The organism is Mycobacterium shunyiense, assembly GCF_058270075.1.
The window spans coordinates 230,893-246,347 of the sequence record NZ_JBZDPU010000001.1 but is presented as its reverse complement, the minus strand read 5'-3'; the positions used below and the strand labels follow the sequence as shown (position 1 = coordinate 246,347).

Annotated in this window: 13 protein-coding genes and 2 tRNA genes; 10 read left to right on the top strand and 5 right to left on the bottom strand. The window is 66.1% G+C overall.

Going from position 1 to position 15,455, the window contains the following annotated elements; all coding sequences use genetic code 11:
* Positions 1 to 92: 92 nt before the first annotated feature.
* Positions 93 to 1,283 carry an MFS transporter gene (locus tag AC4ELH_RS01210; protein ID WP_064881898.1) on the bottom strand — a complete coding sequence of 397 codons (1,191 nt, stop codon included), beginning with the start codon at positions 1,281 to 1,283 and terminating at the stop codon, positions 93 to 95.
* Between the two features lie 91 nt (positions 1,284 to 1,374).
* Here AC4ELH_RS01210 and AC4ELH_RS01205 point away from each other — a divergent pair, with 91 nt between their 5' ends.
* The 5 genes from AC4ELH_RS01205 (at position 1,375) to AC4ELH_RS01185 (ending at position 5,219) form a co-directional block, all read left to right on the top strand.
* Positions 1,375 to 2,550 (top strand): alpha/beta hydrolase family protein, encoded by a 1,176-nt coding sequence (locus AC4ELH_RS01205; RefSeq protein ID WP_498883063.1) that lies wholly within the window; start codon positions 1,375 to 1,377, stop codon positions 2,548 to 2,550.
* A gap of 60 nt (positions 2,551 to 2,610) precedes the next feature.
* Positions 2,611 to 3,387, top strand: coding sequence for a fumarylacetoacetate hydrolase family protein (locus AC4ELH_RS01200; protein ID WP_498883014.1), 777 nt, complete (start codon positions 2,611 to 2,613; stop codon positions 3,385 to 3,387).
* A gap of 9 nt (positions 3,388 to 3,396) precedes the next feature.
* The gene (gltX, locus tag AC4ELH_RS01195) at positions 3,397 to 4,863 is read left to right on the top strand and encodes a glutamate--tRNA ligase (protein ID WP_064881894.1); all 1,467 of its coding nucleotides are present in this window, start codon (positions 3,397 to 3,399) and stop codon (positions 4,861 to 4,863) included.
* A 140-nt stretch (positions 4,864 to 5,003) separates the two neighbouring features.
* Positions 5,004 to 5,078, top strand: a tRNA-Gln gene (locus AC4ELH_RS01190).
* Between the two features lie 68 nt (positions 5,079 to 5,146).
* A tRNA-Glu gene (locus AC4ELH_RS01185) sits at positions 5,147 to 5,219 on the top strand.
* A gap of 302 nt (positions 5,220 to 5,521) precedes the next feature.
* On the opposite strand, the gene AC4ELH_RS01180 is transcribed toward AC4ELH_RS01185, so the two are convergent.
* Entirely contained in the window at positions 5,522 to 6,223 is a 702-nt protein-coding gene (locus AC4ELH_RS01180; protein WP_064881892.1) for an IclR family transcriptional regulator, read from the bottom strand.
* Between the two features lie 118 nt (positions 6,224 to 6,341).
* On the opposite strand from AC4ELH_RS01180, the gene leuC reads away from it, so the two are divergent.
* From leuC to AC4ELH_RS01165, 3 genes are all read left to right on the top strand, one after another.
* Positions 6,342 to 7,796: a 3-isopropylmalate dehydratase large subunit gene (gene leuC / locus AC4ELH_RS01175; protein WP_498883013.1), complete on the top strand. Its 1,455-nt coding sequence runs from the start codon at positions 6,342 to 6,344 to the stop codon at positions 7,794 to 7,796.
* 21 nt (positions 7,797 to 7,817) lie between these two features.
* Positions 7,818 to 8,411 carry a 3-isopropylmalate dehydratase small subunit gene (gene leuD / locus AC4ELH_RS01170; RefSeq protein WP_064881882.1) on the top strand — a complete coding sequence of 198 codons (594 nt, stop codon included), beginning with the start codon at positions 7,818 to 7,820 and terminating at the stop codon, positions 8,409 to 8,411.
* 214 nt (positions 8,412 to 8,625) lie between these two features.
* Positions 8,626 to 9,273, top strand: coding sequence for an HU family DNA-binding protein (locus tag AC4ELH_RS01165; protein WP_055112756.1), 648 nt, complete (start codon positions 8,626 to 8,628; stop codon positions 9,271 to 9,273).
* A 61-nt stretch (positions 9,274 to 9,334) separates the two neighbouring features.
* On the opposite strand, the gene mutT1 is transcribed toward AC4ELH_RS01165, so the two are convergent.
* The 3 genes from mutT1 to cofC are packed head-to-tail and all read right to left on the bottom strand — an operon-like array spanning position 9,335 to position 13,224.
* Positions 9,335 to 10,273 carry an 8-oxo-(d)GTP phosphatase MutT1 gene (mutT1, locus tag AC4ELH_RS01160; protein WP_448446887.1) on the bottom strand — a complete coding sequence of 313 codons (939 nt, stop codon included), beginning with the start codon at positions 10,271 to 10,273 and terminating at the stop codon, positions 9,335 to 9,337.
* 55 nt (positions 10,274 to 10,328) lie between these two features.
* Positions 10,329 to 12,536 (bottom strand): RNA degradosome polyphosphate kinase, encoded by a 2,208-nt coding sequence (locus AC4ELH_RS01155; protein ID WP_448446885.1) that lies wholly within the window; start codon positions 12,534 to 12,536, stop codon positions 10,329 to 10,331.
* A 22-nt stretch (positions 12,537 to 12,558) separates the two neighbouring features.
* Positions 12,559 to 13,224, bottom strand: coding sequence for a 2-phospho-L-lactate guanylyltransferase (cofC, locus tag AC4ELH_RS01150; RefSeq protein WP_064881861.1), 666 nt, complete (start codon positions 13,222 to 13,224; stop codon positions 12,559 to 12,561).
* An 82-nt stretch (positions 13,225 to 13,306) separates the two neighbouring features.
* On the opposite strand from cofC, the gene AC4ELH_RS01145 reads away from it, so the two are divergent.
* Positions 13,307 to 14,287, top strand: coding sequence for an NAD(P)H-dependent glycerol-3-phosphate dehydrogenase (locus AC4ELH_RS01145; RefSeq protein WP_498883062.1), 981 nt, complete (start codon positions 13,307 to 13,309; stop codon positions 14,285 to 14,287).
* 31 nt (positions 14,288 to 14,318) lie between these two features.
* Positions 14,319 to 15,425, top strand: a complete 1,107-nt coding sequence (locus tag AC4ELH_RS01140) for a cystathionine gamma-lyase (RefSeq protein ID WP_064960686.1) — start codon at positions 14,319 to 14,321, stop codon at positions 15,423 to 15,425.
* The last annotated feature ends 30 nt before the right edge of the window (positions 15,426 to 15,455 follow it).

Genomic DNA, 15,455 nt, shown 5'->3' with positions numbered 1-15,455 from the left:
CGACCGGTTCTGACCGGCCGGCTCGCCGCACCTACTCGAGTGGGGATGCCCGATCTCATCAGTGCAGCGTATGTCGGCCGAGACCCGCTGCCCTACGGTTCTTTGCGCACCGGATCAGCCGGAACCAGTGGCACCGCCAGCAACGGCAACAATGCGCACACCGCGAAGGCCGCGGGGTATCCGGCCACACCGATCAGCGCGCCGAACAACGGCGCAGAGCTGGCGGTGGCCAGGTGCTGGCTGGTGTTCTGAGTACCCAGCGCCCGCCCACTCCAGAACGGGCCGGCGATCTCCGCGATTGCCGTGAACGCCAAACCGTTGTCGGACACCGTGATCACCGAGGCGATCACGATCAGGGCGACACTGATCGGGGAGCCCAGCCAGTCGGTGAGCGCCAGCAGCCCCATCGTCGCTGCCGCCGCCAACGCGATGGTGCGGATGGGACGCAGCCGTTGTCCGATCACATCGGACCAGCGGCCCGCGGCGATTCGTCCTGCCGCGCCCAGCAATTGGGCGATGGTTACCAGCGTGCCCGCCGAGGCCGCAGACCAACCCCGATCGCTCATCAGCCACACCAGGGTGAAGGTCCACACCAGGCCCTGGGGCACGACCAGCAGAACCGACACTGCGTGGATGCGCCACAACACGTTTGAACCGCGATACGGGTTGGCGAGGTGTTCGGCCGGTGCTTCGTGGCGGGGTGGCCGTGGCGGATCCAGCACGCCCACAGCGCAGATCACCGCGGACAGCACGCATACGACCGCCGGAAACAGCAATGCGGTTGCCACACCGTGGGATTCAGCCAGGCGCGGAATGACCAACGCGCCCAGTCCGACACCCAGAGGCGTTGCCGTCTGACGGATTCCCATGGCCAGGCCACGCTGGTCGGGTGGGAACCAGCCGACCACGACCCGCCCACTCGCCGAATTGCTGCTGGCCGCGGCCATTCCGCCCAGTAGCAGGAACACGCCGACGGCCACCAGGGAATGCGCGGCGGCCGCTCCGAACGCCGCCGCGGCGGTCAGGGCCGAGCCCACCGTCAGCACGATCCGTTCACCGACCCGGTCGACGACGTAGCCCCAGGCGATCAGCGTGACCACCAATCCGAAGCTCGGCATCGACGACAGCAGACCGGCCTGCGCCAGATCCAGGCCTCGCTCGGCGTGCAGGGTGGGGATGAGAAATGCCGCGCCGTTGATGAACACGTTGGCACATGTGGTCGCAGTCAACGCGATCACCAACATCGACCAACGGCGAAATGTGCTGATCGACGAAACCGGCATGTCTGCATCGTTTCACGGATGTCCCAAAATATTGAACTGATATCTCAATATATGAGAGGCGTCCGGACTGTCCTAGGCTGTGACCGTGAAGATGTGGTTTGCGGTCACCGCTCTGCTGACGTGTGGATTCTTGACGGCGCCGACGGCGGTGGCGGCAGTCGCACCGGACTGGTCGGGCCTGGATGCCCGGCACTATGACGCGCCGATTCCGGTGGCAGGCACCCTGATCGAGACGGTTCCGTTGGACCCGGCGCTCTCGGTACCGGGCGCGGCGAGTGCCTACCGCATCCTTTATTCGACTGTCGACCAGCATGATGCAGCCGCAGTCAGTACCGCTGTGGTGTTCATCCCGCACGGCCAGGCACCCGACGGCGGCTGGCCGACCATCGCGTGGGCGCACGGCACGGTGGGACTCGGTGACGATTGCGCACCGTCGGCGCAGCCCCGCAGCGCGCGGGATGCCGTATACCTCACGCACTGGCTCGACCAGGGCTACGCCGTCGTCGGCTCCGATTACGCCGGACTCGGCACCCCCGGGCTGATGAGCTATCTCAACAGCGTGGCCACTGCCCACAGCGTCGTCGACTCGGTGATCGCCATGCACCACATGGACCTGCCGTTGTCACCGAAATGGGCCATCGTCGGTCAGTCCCAGGGCGGCGGGGCCGCGGTCAACAGTGCGCGCTGGGCCACCGAATTCAGCCGGGGGACGGGTCTGGACTACCGCGGCGTAGTGGCCACCGGAACACCGTTCAACGTCCAGGGAATCGTCGAACAGTCCGGGCCCGATATGTTGCTGCCGCCGAATCTGGGACCCGCGGCCAACAGCTACACCGGCTACATCCTCGCCGGACTGCGTGAGGCGCGCCCCGATCTCGACATCGACAGCGTGCTCACCCCCGCCGGACTGGACGCGGTGAACAAGGCCGAGACGCTGTGCAAGCCGGATCTCGATCAGCAGCTGGCCGGTATGACACCGACGGCGTACTTCAGCGCGCCGTTGGCCACCCGGCCCGGCGTTCCGGAAGGTCTCGACGCCTACATGGGGACACCGACCAGCGGCTACGACCGGCCGATCTTCCTCGGCGTCGGGCTCTTGGACCGCGATGTTCCGCCAAACATGTCGCAGCAGCTCGCCGATCAACTACGCGCCAACGGTCAGGACGTCACATTGAAGGTTTATCCCGACGAGGATCACTCGGGCACCGTGCTGGCCTCGGTTCCGGACTCCACGCCGTTCCTCGCCGCGCTGTTCGACGGGCACTGACGGAAGCCGACCGGAGGCGTCAGCGCTGGTCGTAAGACACTGCGCACTACCCTGGTCAAAATGCGCTTAGGTCGAATCGCCAGTCCCGACGGCGTCGCTTTCGTCAGTGTCGAAGGCGACGGTGCAGATGCCGTCTGCAAAGAGATCGCCGAGCATCCGTTCGGTAACCCCAACTTCACCGGGCGGAGCTGGCCACTGGCCGACGTCCGCATGTTGGCACCCATCCTGGCCAGCAAGGTCATCTGCATGGGCAAGAACTACGAGGCTCACGCCGCGGAGATGGGCGGTGCGGCGCCCGAGGATCCGGTGATCTTCCTCAAGCCCAACACCGCGATCATCGGCCCCAATGTGCCGATCCAGTTGCCGGCCGATGCCAACCCCGTTCACCACGAGGGGGAGCTGGCGATCGTGATCGGGCGGCCGTGCAAGGACGTCCCCGCTGCGCGCGCCGCCGAGAACATCCTGGGCTACACCATTGCCAACGACATCTCGGCGCGCGACCAGCAGGCCAAGGACGGTCAGTGGATGCGGGCCAAGGGGCACGACACCTTCTGTCCGGTGGGCCCGTGGATCGTCAACGACCTCGATCCGTCCGATCTGGAGATTCGCACTGAGGTGAACGGCGTAGTGCGGCAGCGCAGCCGAACCTCGCTGATGATCCACGACATCGGTGCCATCGTTGAATGGGTCTCGGCCGTGATGACGCTGCTACCCGGTGATCTGATCCTGACCGGAACCCCGGAGGGGGTCGGTCCGATCGAAGACGGGGACACCGTGAGCGTCACCGTCGAAGGCATCGGCACCCTCACCAATCCCGTTGTGCGTAAGCAGAAATAGAGGCAAGTGATGACATCTCCCTCTCGTCCGGTCCGCGTGAGGTTCTGTCCGTCCCCGACCGGCACACCGCACGTCGGGTTGGTGCGTACCGCGCTGTTCAACTGGGCCTACGCCCGGCACACCGGCGGAACGTTCGTCTTCCGCATCGAGGACACCGATGCCGCGCGTGACAGTGCCGAGAGCTACGCCGCGATCCTCGACGCGTTGCGCTGGCTCGGGCTGGACTGGGACGAGGGCCCCGAGGTCGGCGGCCCCTACGAGCCGTACCGGCAGTCGCAGCGCAGCGAGATCTACCGTGACGTGATCAACCGCCTGCTCGAGGCCGGTGAGGTCTACGCGGCATATTCGACGCCGGAAGAGGTCGAGGCGCGGCACGTGGCGGCCGGACGCAATCCCAAACTCGGGTACGACAACTACGACCGGGACCTGACCGACGAGCAGCGCAAGGTATTCGTCGACGAAGGCCGCAAGCCCGTGTTGCGCCTGCGGATGCCCGACGAGGACCTCGGCTGGACCGATCTGGTGCGCGGGCCGGTGAGCTTCCCGGCGGGGTCGGTGCCCGATTTCGCGATCACCCGCGCCAACGGAGATCCGTTGTACACCTTGGTCAACCCGGTCGACGACGCGATGATGAAGATCACCCACGTGCTGCGCGGCGAGGACATCATGCCCTCGACGCCGCGTCAGATCGCGCTGTACCGGGCGCTGATGCGGATCGGCGTGGCTGAGCGGGTGCCTGAATTCGCTCATTTGCCAAGTGTTCTCGGCGAGGGCAACAAGAAGCTGTCCAAGCGGGATCCGCAGTCCAATCTGTTCTTGCACCGTGATCGCGGCTTCCTGCCGGAGGGTCTGCTGAACTACCTGGCGCTGCTGGGCTGGGGCATCGCCGACGATCACGACGTGTTCAGCCTCGAGGAGATGGTGGCCGCGTTCGACGTCGTCAACGTCAACTCCAACCCGGCGCGGTTCGACCAGAAGAAGGCCGACGCGATCAACGCCGAGCACATCCGGCTGCTGACGGTCGAGGACTTCACGGCTCGGCTGCATGGGTACTTCGAAGCCCATGGCCACGACACAGGTTTGGACGACGCCGCATTCGCCGAAGCGGCCGCGCTGGTCCAGACGCGCATCGTCGTCCTCGGCGATGCGTGGGGGCTGCTGAAGTTCTTCGACGACGGCTCCTACGAGATCGACGAGAAGGCCGCTGCCAAGGAACTGCGCGAGGAGGCCGCACCGGTCCTGGATGCCGCTCTGAGCGCGCTGGAGGCGGTCGGGGAGTGGAACACCGCCAACATCGAGGCTGCGCTCAAGGAGGCCCTTCTGGACGGTCTGGAGCTCAAGCCACGGAAGGCGTTCGGGCCGATCCGCGTCGCCGTCACGGGCGCCACGATCAGCCCGCCGCTGTTCGAATCCATGGAACTGCTGGGGGCCGACCGCAGCCTGACGCGGTTGCGGTCCGCCCGGGCCCGGCTGTGAGCGCCTGGGGTGGCGGGGCTTGGTAAAAAGCGCCGAAAATCTTTGGTAGTCTGCTCGTCGGCCCGAAAAGCAAAACGGGGAAGCCCCCGCTGAGCCGATCGGATCGAAATTGCCTGCCACCTGCGGTGATAGGCAATTAATGGGGTATGGTGTAATTGGCAACACAGCGGTTTCTGGTACCGCCATTCTAGGTTCGAGTCCTGGTACCCCAGCCATCCGGAGCGGTTCAGCCGGATTAGGCGAGCACCACTGCCTGAGCTATGCTGACCATCCGGAAGTTCTAGCCCCCGTCGTCTAGCGGCCTAGGACGCCGCCCTCTCACGGCGGTAGCGTGGGTTCGAATCCCATCGGGGGTACAGAAGGTGAGCGCCTCGGCGCGAACCGCAAAAGCGCCCAGTTCTCACGAACTGGGCGCTTTTGCGTTGTATGGGATTCGTCCGCCCGGTTTGCGTCGCTCTCCCGACTTGCGCTCCTCTTGCGTTCCTCCCGCCGGCTTTGTCACGCCAGAGTGGCTCTGGGTGTCGAAGGTCACTCGGGCGTGACGCTCGGTGAGACTCGGTGGTGCGGGCGGCGGTAGGCCGCCTGGTTTGTCACGCTGGAGTGGCGCCGGCGCTCGACAGCCACTCTGGCGTGACACACCGGGCTACTGAGATTCGCCTCACAGTCGCCGGGTCAGGGCGTCGGACGCGGCGAGTAGATCGGCAGCCCAACGGGCTCCCGGCCGGCGACCCATACGGTCGATCGGTCCGGACACCGAAACCGCGGCGATCACGGCGCCGCGCCCGTCACGCACCGGCGCCGAGACACTGGCCACTCCTGGCTCGCGTTCGGCGGCACTCTGGGCCCAGCCGCGCTTGCGGACCTCGGCCAGCGCCCGATCGGTGAACTTGGCCGCCGGAAGCACGGCCTGCTGGGTGGCCGCGTCGGCGTAGGCCAGTAGCACTTTGGCTCCAGAGCCCGCGGTCATCGGGAGGTGGGTCCCGACCGGCACGGTGTCACGAAGTCCGGCCGGCGGCTCCAACGCCACCACGCAGACCCGTGATTGGCCCTCGCGCCGGTACAGCTGGACGCTCTCGCCGGTGATCTCGCGTAGGCGGGGCAGTACCGCGGCCCCGGCGGCCAGCAGCGGATCGTTGACGTGGGAGGCCAATTCGGTCAGTGCGGGGCCGAGGCGCCAGCGGCCGTCGCCGTCGCGGGCCAGCAGCCGGTGGGTTTCGAGGCCCGCGGCCAGCCGGTGCGCGGTCGCTCGGGGGAGTCCGGTCCGCTCGCAGAGTTCGGCCAGCCCGCAAGGTGACTCGGCCACGGTGTGCAGCACACCCACCGCTTTGTCGAGAACGCCGATGCCGCTATCATTTCTCACAGAGAGATACTAGCGTCTCGCATTGTGAGATGAAGGCGAGATGACGACAGTACCGCCCAGCCCTGGCGGACTCTTGATGCAAGCCCGCATATGCCGTTAATCGAATCGAGAAGTAGCGATGGACCAATCGACACAGACATCCGTGAAGCCGCGCACCCTGGCCGAAAAGGTTTGGGAAGACCACGTCGTGGCGCGCGGTGAGGGCGAGGGCGCATCCCGCGAGCCCGACCTGATCTACATCGACCTGCATCTCGTGCACGAGGTCACCAGCCCGCAGGCGTTCGACGGTCTGCGCATGGCGGGTCGGCCGGTGCGACGGCCCGACCTGACGATCGCCACCGAGGACCACAACGTGCCCACGGTCGACATCGACAAGCCGATCGCGGACCCTGTCTCGCGCACGCAGGTCGAGACATTGCGGCGCAACTGCGAGGAATTCGGTATCCGACTGCACCCGATGGGTGACGTCGAGCAGGGCATCGTGCACATCATCGGACCGCAGCTCGGACTGACACAGCCGGGCATGACGGTGGTGTGTGGAGACAGCCACACCTCGACCCACGGGGCGTTCGGCGCCATCGCTATGGGCATCGGCACATCCGAGGTCGAGCATGTGATGGCCACGCAGACACTGCCGCTCAAGCCGTTCAAGACCATGGCGGTCAACGTCGACGGCGTGCTTCCGCCCGGGGTGAGCGCCAAGGACATCATCTTGGCCGTCATCGCCAAGATCGGTACCGGCGGCGGCCAGGGCCACGTCATCGAATACCGGGGCAGTGCCATCGAAGCGCTGTCCATGGAAGGCCGGATGACGATCTGCAACATGAGCATCGAGGCCGGGGCGCGGGCCGGGATGGTGGCTCCCGACGAGACCACCTATGAGTTCCTCAAAGGCCGTCCGAACGCTCCCAAGGGAGCGGACTGGGACGCCGCCATTGCCGCGTGGAGCCAGTTGCGCACTGACGAGGGTGCCGAATTCGACACCGAGGTCTACCTGGATGCCGCCGCGTTGAGCCCGTTCGTGACGTGGGGCACCAACCCGGGGCAGGGGGTCCCGTTGTCCGCTTCGGTCCCGGATCCTGAGTTGATCGGCGACGACGGCGAGCGTCAGTCGGCGGAGAAGGCTTTGGCCTACATGGATCTGCGGCCCGGGATGGCCATGCGCGACATCGCCGTGGACACCGTCTTCGTCGGCTCCTGCACCAACGGTCGCATCGAGGACCTCCGAGTGGTCGCCGACGTGCTGCGCGATCGCAAGGTGGCCGACGGGGTGCGGATGCTGGTCGTGCCGGGCTCGATGCGGGTGCGTGCCCAGGCCGAATCGGAAGGTCTAGTCCAGATATTCACCGCCGCAGGCGCCGAATGGCGGCAGGCCGGCTGCTCGATGTGTCTGGGAATGAACCCCGATCAACTGTCCCCGGGGCAGCGCTGCGCCTCCACATCCAACCGGAATTTCGAAGGCCGACAGGGTAAGGGCGGCCGCACCCACCTGGTGTCACCGGCTGTCGCGGCTGCCACCGCCGTGCGCGGAAAACTCGCGTCCCCTGCCGATCTGCCCGCCGCGACCCGCTAAAAAGCCAGAAGGAGAAGCGTGATGGACGCTTTCAGTACACACACCGGAATCGGGGTCCCGCTGCGGCGGTCCAACGTCGACACCGACCAGATCATCCCCGCGGTCTATTTGAAGCGGGTCACCCGAACAGGTTTCGAGGACGGATTGTTCGCCGCCTGGCGCACGGATCCGTCGTTCATTCTGAATCTCCCGCCATTCGACAAAGGCTCCGTGTTGGTCGCCGGCCCCGATTTCGGCACCGGATCTTCTCGCGAACACGCCGTCTGGGCGCTCATGGACTATGGCTTCCGGGTGGTTATCTCATCCCGATTCGCCGATATTTTCCGCGGCAACGCCGGCAAGGCCGGGCTATTGGCCGCCGAGGTCGCCCAAGACGATGTCGAGCTGTTATGGAAGCTCATCGAGCAGAATCCCGGCCTGGAAATCACTGTGAATCTTCAAGATCGAAATATCGTCGCCGGAACGGTTGTGTTGCCGTTCAGAATTGATGACTACACGGCCTGGCGGCTGCTCGAAGGACTCGACGATATAGGCCTTACGCTGCGGAAACTGTCTTCGATCGAGGATTATGAGAAGCGCAGGCCGAGCTGGAAGCCGCGTACTCTGCCGGCCTGATCGAGGCCTCCCGAGGGCGCTTCAGCGCCCGAATTCGCCGCCTGCCAAACCGGTTCTGGACCCGTCCCGGCGGAGTCCAAGTGGGGCAAGCGGATTGCCGGATTGTTCGCTAGCTACGCCTGAAATTGCGCGTGGCTCTTGGAAATCAGTGGTCACAGGGTTTACCGTGTCCTCTAGTCGGTCCAAAGAGGACCACTGGTTTCGGAGGTTTTGGATGAACAAAGCGGAGCTCATCGACGTACTCACAACCAAACTGGGCACCGATCGTCGGCAGGCTACCGCCGCGGTCGAGAACGTTGTGGACACCATCGTCCGCGCGGTGCACAAGGGTGACAGCGTCACGATCACCGGCTTCGGTGTTTTCGAGCAGCGCCGTCGCGCTGCCCGGGTGGCCCGTAACCCGCGCACCGGCGAGACCGTGAAGGTCAAGCCCACTTCGGTGCCGGCTTTCCGGCCGGGTGCACAGTTCAAGGCGGTTGTCGCTGGGGCGCAGCGTCTCCCGGCTGACGGTCCGGCCGTCAAGCGTGGCGTCACCGCAGGCCCTGCCAAGCGCACTGCCGCCAAGAAGACCGCCGCCAAGAAGGCACCGGCCAAGAAGGCTGCGACCAAGGCTCCTGCCAAGAAGGCCGCGACCAAGGCGCCCGCCAAGAAGGCCGCAGTCAAGAAGGCACCGGCCAAGAAGGCCGCGACCAAGGCTCCTGCCAAGAAGGCCGCGACCAAGGCGCCCGCCAAGAAGGCCGCAGTCAAGAAGGCACCGGCCAAGAAGGCTGCGACCAAGGCTCCTGCCAAGAAGGCCGCGACCAAGGCGCCCGCCAAGAAGGCGGCTGCCAAGAAGGCACCGGCCAAGAAGGGCCGCAAGTAATTACGGTAAAGGCGCGTCGTGAGCCGTAGATGAGCTCACGACGTGCCTTTCTCGTGTGGGTTTACTGCTGCTTGGATAGTGGACTGCACATGTGGTCGGCGGCCAGCAGCCGGCCGTCCGCGATCGACAACACCCACGCACTGCCCTTGCGGTTCCCAGTCGTGGCGGGTCGCACGCGGTCCCGTTCACACCACCAGGAAATCAACCCGGGGATCACCTTGCCTTGTGAGCAGATGACCGGTGTACCTGCGCGCGCCGCGATGTCGAGCAATCGATTGCGAGCGGCCTTGTGATCGTCGGCGTAGGCCTCTTCCGTCAGTGCCGGCTCGTTGTGGATGTCCACACCGAGCTCCTGGCCCAGAGGTTCCAAGGTCTGATGGCAGCGCAGCCGATCGGCCGCGTAAAGCGTTGTGGCACCGAATGCCAATAGTTGGGCGACCAGAGCCTCGGCCTGCGCCCGACCTTTCTTGTCGAGTGGTCGCTTGCGGTCGTCGCCCTTGAATCGTGACCGCCGCCCGGCCGATCCATGCCGCACCACGATCACAGTTTTCGTATCTGGCGGGTATTTTTCGAAGCGGCGCAACACTTTTCGGTCATGCGGATAGACGACCTGATCCATGGCCGCATGCACCGGCAGCCAGATGAGCTTGTCCACCTCGTCATTGGGCGTGAAGTCTCCTCCGGTGGCGCGAGCCGCCCAATACCAGACCCGTTTGGTGCCCTGCGGAATCTCGTACGAGATCGAGCCGAGCCGGCGGCCGAGCTGTGCCGCGTACCCGGTCTCCTCGTGAACCTCGCGTACCGCGGCCACCGGATCGGTTTCGTCCGGTTCGACCTTCCCCTTGGGAAGCGACCAATCGTCGTAGCGAGGACGGTGGATCACGGCTACCTCGGTGACGGTCGCGCCTGCGGCGTCCTGACCGCCGCGCCACAACACGGCGCCTGCCGCGGGCACCAGCTTGGTGCCCGGTTTGGCCGCCTTCGTGCTGTCGTCGGACACCTCAACTCCTGCAGGTCATTCACCGGTCCGGGCTATGGGCCCGGCCAAGTGGGGATCAGGGGTGCCGGTGACGTTCCATCAGCGACACCTGGTGGTCGCGGACTGTCTGCCCCTCCTGGGGCAGCGCAGTCCAATGGCCGTCGTGTCGTAACTCCCAGCACCGGGTGGCCGGATCCATCGCGGACTCGAACACCTCGTTGAGTTGTGCGGCCAGCCTCGGATCCTTGACCTGAGCCATCACTTCGACACGGCGGTCGAGATTACGATGCATCATGTCGGCACTGCCGATCCAGAACTCGTTGATGGCGCGGAAGTGAATAATCCGCGAGTGCTCCAGGAAGCGTCCGAGGATCGAGCGCACCGTGATGTTGTCGGAATAGCCGGGCACACCAGGGCGCAGTGCGCAGATACCGCGCACCACGATCTCGACCGGGATCCCGGCCTGCGACGCCCGGTACAGCGCATCGATCACCTGCTCGTCGACCAGGGCGTTGGCCTTCAACCGGATTCCGGTCGTCGCTCCCTCATGGTGAGCGGCAATTTCGCGGTCGATGCGCTCGATGATGCCCTTACGCACGCCGCGCGGAGCCACCAGCAGATTGCGGTAGGAGTCCTTGCGTGAGTAACCGGTCAGTGAATTGAACAGGTCGGTGAGATCGGCGCCGATGTCGGGATCGGCGGTGAGCAACCCCACGTCCTCGTACAGTCGCGCGGTTTTCGGGTTGTAGTTGCCGGTGCCGATGTGGCAGTAGCGCCGGATCGTCGACCCCTCGCGCCGCACCACAAGGCAGGTCTTGCAATGGGTCTTGAGTCCGATCAACCCGTAGACGACGTGTACGCCGGCCTGCTCAAGCGCTCTGGCCCACTTGATGTTGGCCTGTTCGTCGAAGCGGGCCTTGATCTCGACGAGCGCCACGACCTGCTTGCCGGCCTCGGCCGCGTCGATCAGAGCGTTGACGATCGGTGAGTCACCGGAGGTGCGGTAGAGGGTCTGCTTGATGGCCAGCACGTTGGGGTCGGCGGCGGCCTGCTCGATGAAGCGCTGCACCGTGGTGGAGAACGAGTCATAGGGGTGGTGCACCAGTACATCGCCGTCGCGCAGCGTCGAGAAAATGCTCTTGGGTGTCTCGCGTTCGCCGAAAGCCGGTGGGGTGGCAGGCACGAACGGCCGGTCCTTGAGCGCGGGCCGGTCCACGTCGTAGATCTGCCAGAGCGCGGAGAGATCCAGCAGCCCGGGCACCTCGATCACGTCGCCGGGGGCCACGTCGAGCTCCCGTAAGAGCAATTCGAGCATGCTCTCGGTCATGTCGTCGGAGACTTCCAACCGGACCGGCGACCCGAACCGTCGTCGAGCCAGTTCGCGTTCCAGTGCCTGCAGCAGGTCCTCGTCGCGATCCTCTTCGACCTCGAAGTCGGCATTGCGGGTGATCCGGAACGCGTGGTGCTCGACGATCTCCAGGCCGGGGAACAGGACCGGCAGGAACGCCGCGATGAGTTCCTCCATCGGCAGGAACCGCACCACCGTCGATCCATCGGCAGGGGGCGTCAGTTCCACGAAGCGACCGACATTGTCAGGCACCTTGATCCTGGCGAAGTGTTGTCCGCCGTCGTCGGGGTGCTTGACGGTGATGGCCAGGTTCAGGCTGAGCCCGCTCACGAACGGGAACGGGTGCGCCGGGTCCACCGCCAACGGGGTGAGGACCGGGAACACCTGTTCGTGGAAGTACGTGGAGAGCTTTGCGCGTTCGGACTCGTCGAGCTGGGCCCAGTTGACGATGACGATGCCCTCTTCGGCCAGCGCCGGGCGGACCGAGCTGAGGAACACCTTGGCGTGCCGGTTGGCGATCTGCTGGGTGCGCTCGTTGATGCGTCGCAACTGTTCGCGCGGGGACAGGCCATCGGCCGAGCGCACCGAAAGTCCCATCTCGTCGCGGCGTTTGAGACCGGCCACCCGGACCATGTAGAACTCGTCGAGATTGGACGCGAAGATCGCCAGGAACTTCGCCCGCTCGAGCAACGGCAGCGAAGTGTCGGCCGCCAGGGCCAGGACCCGGGCGTTGAAGTCCAGCCAGCTCAGCTCGCGGTTGAGGTAGCGGTCCTCGGGCAGCGCGTCGTCCACCGCAGGTGAGGTGGCCGCCGGTGGCGCTTCGGGTGTCGTCGACTCGTCGGACTGCCCCGATACGGCTGCCGCGGTGTCCCGGTGAGAGTTGTTCGACCGGGTACCTGGCTCGGCTTCGGTGGCTTCGCTCATCTGTCCGATCATTCCCTATCGCGCGGGTCCCCGGCTACCTAACGGCATGCCTGCCGAGGGTGCGTGCGGTGGCGGTGCCCACGCCGAGTCGCCGTGCCGTCTGCAAATCGTCGGGAGTGTCGATGTCGCAGCGCAAACCGGGCCAGGCGCCGGTGAGTTCGATCGCACCGGAGTGACGATGGCGCGCAGCCGAATCGGATCCGAAGTGCGGAGCCAGGGGAGTGCCGAACGCGAACAGCGCCGAGGTTCCGGTGCCGTGCCGATCGCCGACGAAACTGCGTTGATAACCGCGGGCCAGAGACAGCGCCTCGGCCAACTCCTGGGGTTGCAGTGCAGGTAGATCCCCTTGGAGGACAACGATATTCGGTGAAGAGGAGCGGAGCTCGGCCTCGGCGGCGGCGATGGCGTTGTTGAGTGGGTCACGATGACCGGGCGGTGTGGGGTCCATCAGAACCCCGGCGCCGAGTTGCCGCGCGGCGTCGGCCGCCGTCTCGTCCGGGGTGACGACGGTGACGGGGGCGATGGACGACGCGGCGTTGATGGTGTCGACGAGCATGGCCAGCACGACGGCCTCGCGCGTGGCCGCGGAGAAGATGGGTGCCAGCCGGGTTTTGGCGGCCGACAGCCGTTTCACCGCGATCACGAGGGTGACGTCGGCGGCCTGCGTTGCTGCCGCGTTGCCGCTCCGGGAGCCGCTCATGGGTTCATCCTGCCAGCCCGGCCGGTGACGGCGCGTGGCGCAGCCGCCGGGATAGGGTGAACGGGTGGTAGAGGCTGCGGTGATGGGTGCCGGTGCGTGGGGGACGGCGCTGGCCAAGGTGCTGGCGGATGCGGGAAATCCGGTGACGATGTGGGCCCGTCGGCCGGAGGTCGCCGAGGAGATCAACACCGAGCATCGCAACAGTCGGTATCTCGGCGATGTCGTGCTGCCGTCGACGATCCGGGCCACTTCCGATCCGGCCGAGGCGCTGGCGGGCGCCTGCACCGTGCTGCTCGGTGTGCCTGCTCAGCAACTGCGGGCGAACCTGGAGGGTTGGAAGCACCTGATCGGTGACGACGTCACGCTGGTCAGTCTGGCCAAGGGAATTGAGCTTGGCTCACTCATGCGGATGAGTCAGGTCATCGTGCAGGTGACCGGCGTCGATCCGTCCCGGGTCGCCGTCGTGACCGGGCCGAACCTGGCCAGTGAGATCGCCGACGAGCAGCCCGCGGCGACCGTCGTTGCCTGTAGTGACTCGGGACGCGCGGTCACGCTGCAGCGCGCACTGGCCACCGGATACTTCCGGCCCTACACCAACGCCGACGTGGTCGGCGCGGAAGTCGGCGGTGCCTGCAAGAACGTCATCGCGCTGGCCTGCGGTATGGCGGTGGGCGTCGGGCTGGGGGAGAACACCGTGGCCGCGATCATCACCCGCGGCCTGGCCGAGGTCATGCGGCTGGGTATCGCGCTGGGCGCCACCCCCGCCACGCTGGCCGGTTTGGCCGGCGTCGGAGACCTCGTGGCCACCTGTACGTCCCGGCATTCGCGTAACCGCACGTTCGGCGAGCGGCTCGGCAAGGGCGGCACCATGGAATCGGCGATGATCGCGGGAGGCGGCCACGTGGCCGAGGGAGTGGCCTCGTGTGAATCGGTGCTGGCGCTGGCGTCCAGCTACGGCGTCGAGATGCCATTGACCGACGCCGTTTATCGGGTGTGTCACAAAGGATTGTCTGTTCACGAGGCAGTCGCGGGACTACTGGGTCGCAGCACCAAACCGGAGTGACGGGCCTCCGGGTGCGAGGAGGAAAGCAGGTATGGACGGCTTGTACGGGGATTCCACGCGGAGCGTCAAAGCTGTTGGTCTGGAATCGGTTCCAGGCCAGCCGGTGGCGCCGATCCCGGTGCCCGCGTCGACGTTTCATCTCTCGCCCGACGAAACCGAGCCGCTGGACAGCTACGGCCGGAGCTCCAATCCATCATGGCGGCAGCTGGAAGCGGCGCTGGCCGAGCTGGAGGGTGCCGGAGCTGCACTCACATTCGGGTCGGGCATGGCCGCGATCACCTCGGCGCTTCGGGTGCTGGCCAAACCGGGAACCACGCTCGTGGTCCCCGCCGACGGCTACTACCAGGTTCGTCGTTATGCAATGGAATACCTTGCGCCACAGGGTATTACGGTAATCGAAGCGAGTGTCGCCGAGATGTGTGAGGCGGCCGCTCAAGCCGACGTGGTGCTTGCCGAGACGCCGGCAAACCCGGGGCTCGACGTCGTCGATCTGCACCGGTTGGCGATCACGTGCCGCAGTCGTGGCTCCACCCTCGTCGTCGACAACACCACCGCCACACCGCTGGGTCAACAACCACTTTCGCTCGGCGCCGACCTGGTGGTGGCCAGTGCCACCAAATCACTGTCGGGACACAGCGACCTGGTGGCCGGCTACGTGGCGGGCAGCCAGCCCGAGCTGATGGCCGCAGTGGAGCGCGACCGGCTGCTGGCCGGGCCGATCCTGGGTGCGTTCGAGGCGTGGTTGGTACTGCGCAGCCTCGGAAGTGCCGGACTGCGCTTCGAACGGCAGTGCCAGAACGCCGCAGCCCTGGCGTTGATGCTGCGCAGCCATCCGGCGGTGCGCTCGGTGCGTTATCCGGGGTTGCCCGAAGATCCGGCACACGAACTGGCGGCCACCCAGATGAGGCGTTTCGGCGGATTGGTGTCGATCGAGCTGGCCGATGCCGCCGCCGTGCACGCCTTGGTGGAGCGCAGCACGTTGCTCATCGCCTCGACCAGCTTCGGCGGAATCCACACCTCGGTCGACCGCAGGGCACGCTGGGGCGACCCCGTTCCCGCCGGTTTCGCCCGTATCTCGGCCGGGATCGAGGACACCGACGACCTGCTCGCCGATGTCGAGCAGGCGTTGCAGCGATGAAGGCCCTGGTCGGGATGCACCGGAAGGCAG

Bases quoted from the DNA above. Each gene is read 5' to 3' on its own strand.
- AC4ELH_RS01210 (WP_064881898.1), bottom strand. From the start codon at position 1,283: ATGCCGGTTTCGTCGATCAGCACATTTCGCCGTTGGTCGATGTTGGTG.
- AC4ELH_RS01205 (WP_498883063.1), top strand. From the start codon at position 1,375: ATGTGGTTTGCGGTCACCGCTCTGCTGACGTGTGGATTCTTGACGGCG.
- AC4ELH_RS01200 (WP_498883014.1), top strand. From the start codon at position 2,611: ATGCGCTTAGGTCGAATCGCCAGTCCCGACGGCGTCGCTTTCGTCAGT.
- gltX (WP_064881894.1), top strand. From the start codon at position 3,397: ATGACATCTCCCTCTCGTCCGGTCCGCGTGAGGTTCTGTCCGTCCCCG.
- leuC (WP_498883013.1), top strand. From the start codon at position 6,342: ATGGACCAATCGACACAGACATCCGTGAAGCCGCGCACCCTGGCCGAA.
- leuD (WP_064881882.1), top strand. From the start codon at position 7,818: ATGGACGCTTTCAGTACACACACCGGAATCGGGGTCCCGCTGCGGCGG.
- AC4ELH_RS01165 (WP_055112756.1), top strand. From the start codon at position 8,626: ATGAACAAAGCGGAGCTCATCGACGTACTCACAACCAAACTGGGCACC.
- AC4ELH_RS01155 (WP_448446885.1), bottom strand. From the start codon at position 12,536: ATGATCGGACAGATGAGCGAAGCCACCGAAGCCGAGCCAGGTACCCGG.
- cofC (WP_064881861.1), bottom strand. From the start codon at position 13,224: ATGAGCGGCTCCCGGAGCGGCAACGCGGCAGCAACGCAGGCCGCCGAC.
- AC4ELH_RS01145 (WP_498883062.1), top strand. From the start codon at position 13,307: ATGGGTGCCGGTGCGTGGGGGACGGCGCTGGCCAAGGTGCTGGCGGAT.
- AC4ELH_RS01140 (WP_064960686.1), top strand. From the start codon at position 14,319: ATGGACGGCTTGTACGGGGATTCCACGCGGAGCGTCAAAGCTGTTGGT.